The organism is Syntrophomonas sp. UBA1041 (genome assembly GCF_002316705.1).
Lineage (GTDB): Bacteria > Bacillota > Syntrophomonadia > Syntrophomonadales > Syntrophomonadaceae > DTU019.
In genome coordinates this window covers 1-1,890 of the sequence record NZ_DCEA01000109.1, presented here as the reverse complement: position 1 = coordinate 1,890, position 1,890 = coordinate 1, and the positions used below count along the sequence as shown (strand labels likewise).

General features: G+C 46.0%; 2 protein-coding genes. Both read left to right on the top strand.

Annotated features, from left to right (window positions below; genetic code table 11):
- The coding region (locus B2633_RS16380; protein ID WP_483171759.1) for a stalk domain-containing protein at nt 1-1,471 on the top strand (1,471 nt) is incomplete at its 5' end.
- 15 nt (nt 1,472-1,486) lie between these two features.
- Nucleotides 1,487-1,890, top strand: a 404-nt coding sequence (locus B2633_RS16375) for a phage tail domain-containing protein (RefSeq protein WP_483171758.1), incomplete at its 3' end; no start/stop codon positions are given.

Sequence of the window (1,890 nt, the reverse complement as noted above, 5' to 3'; positions counted from 1 at the left end):
GGCTTGGATGCAGCACATGGATGCTATTGGGCAGATGAATGATACGTTGAAGGCTAGTGTTTTGGCTGGTTTCGATGAAGAGTTATTGACCCAACAGCAAATATGGGAGTTAGAGGAAGAAGAATACCAAAATCGGTTGGACCGGCTCGAATCTGAACGGGACAAAATCAAGGAAGCTTATGATGAGCGGATGCAGCAGTATGAGGACGAGATCGATGCCAATGAAGAATTAATCGAAAAGAAAGAATCTGGCATTGATAGTTATCGTGAAGGGATACAAGAGCAGATTGATGCTATTCAAAGGCTGATGGATTTACTGGATGAAGATGCCGAATCAGAGGACCGGGAAGAAGCCGAACGGCAGCATAATAAAAAAATCGCTGACCTCATGGAAGAGCGCATGTATCATGAACTCAGGACCGGCTTGGAGCATCAGGAATCTATTACGGATATCGACGAGCAAATAGCTGAAGAAAACCGCTCCTGGCAGTTACAGCAGAACGATTGGGCGCGCGAAGATCAGAAGAATGCTTACCAAGATCAGATTGATGCCTTGGAAGAGAAGGCCGATGCTTACGAAGCTTCTGCAAGGAAAGAAATCAATCGGCTTAAGCAAACTAATGAAAACAAAAAACAGGAAATGCAGAAGTTCTACAACCAGCTCGACAATCTGTTAAATGATAGCAACCTCCGCATGATGGCCGCTTCGCAAGAGAACGGCGAATCTTTTATTGAGCGCATGGCCGAAATAGCCCGGCGCGCTACACAGGCATTCGACGACAATTATAGCGTGGATAAGGTTATTAGCGGAGCAAAAGACTTAGTTGGAGATGCAGAGGATTCCGACAGTAGTTCTGGCGGTGGTTCTGGTCGTCCTTCAAAACCAACGCAAAGGGTAATCGCTTCCGTCTCTGCCGGTCAGTATGAGAACATAAATGGTTACACCTATATGTGGTCGCAGAATCTAGCTGGATTGTTCGGTAAAACTGCGACATGGAATCAATCGAACGGCACTGTAACCATTGGCAGTAAGACATTCACGCCCTATAAGAACGTTAATGGCAAGACTTACCTTGGCATACGCCAAGTAGCAGAAGCCTTTGGCTATTCCGTTAAATACGATGAAGCCAGCGGTGTTGTTACTATTTTGGATAAGGCTCACACCGGTGCATATGTGGCTCAGAGCGGAGCAGCTGAACTGCTTAAAGGCGAAAGAGTGTTATCGCCCGACCTTACCGTTAGTTTTGACAGGTTGGCGACGGCAATTCTAAAGGTGCCTGATGTCAGTATGATAGGTTCAGGAGATTACAGTTCCCTTGAACGAAAACTCGACCAGTTAATTGCCGTTATGAAGACAAGGAATCTGAACATTGATAAGGCCGTAAATATTGAACACGCTTCGTTCGAGGACAGGGCCGACATGCAGGCGTTTGGTATTGAGACACGGTCGATTCTAACGGCAAAGGGCTAGGGGGTGATGTGATATATGGCTTTTAATGTAGATGAAAACGGATACCTTCAACCGCTCGGCGTGAAGGTTACTCGGGGGGTTGAATTTACCCGAAACTTTAAGGACTATTCAGAAGAGGTACCGGGCAAAGACGGTGAAATATTATTTGGTGTAGATATGGAGGCAGGGCTTATATCCCTGCCTTGTTTTGTGGAAACAACCCCTGATACTTGGGACGCAAAGGAAGCTGAAATTATGGGTTATCTTAATCCCAAGCTGGGGGTGCAGACATTAACTTTCGCCAACAGGCCGGGTAAGGTTTATAACGTGCTGTATGTCGGACAGTTGAAGTTTGCGGAAGAAGGACCGGGTTATCGTATGTTCACTATCCCTTTTAAGATGCATAACCCATTAATATCTGCGTCAACGCAAAGCTCATT